Origin of the sequence: Isoptericola croceus (assembly GCF_029382255.1) — a bacterium.
Classification (GTDB): Bacteria; Actinomycetota; Actinomycetes; order Actinomycetales; family Cellulomonadaceae; genus Isoptericola; species Isoptericola croceus.
The window spans coordinates 1-252 of the sequence record NZ_JARLLG010000555.1 but is presented as its reverse complement, the minus strand read 5'-3'; the positions used below and the strand labels follow the sequence as shown (position 1 = coordinate 252).

The 252-nt window shown below is 57.1% G+C and carries 1 protein-coding gene; it reads right to left on the bottom strand.

The genetic code is table 11. The features are described 5' to 3' along the window. The coding region (locus tag PZC42_RS22080) for a hypothetical protein (RefSeq protein ID WP_277214359.1) at nt 1–238 on the bottom strand (238 nt) is incomplete at its 3' end. Nucleotides 239–252 lie beyond the last annotated feature (14 nt).

The window sequence follows — 252 nt, the reverse complement described above, 5'->3', positions numbered from 1 at the left end:
CAGAGGCCTTCGCCAGGATATAGGTAACAATCGCCATCTCCGACAGATCGAAGGCAAGCTCGTTCACCATCGAACGAAAGGCCTTGTGGATGGGGGCAATCTCCACATGCTCGAGCCGCAGACGCTCCGAATGAATCGCTCCTTCCTTGAGTGATTTGGTATGATCGTAAGAGCCGATCGCGCTCCTCAGAACCAGGCCGGAGTGTCGCGCGCCCGGTTCGGTCTTAAGTCCCGTCATCTCCTGCTCCTCAC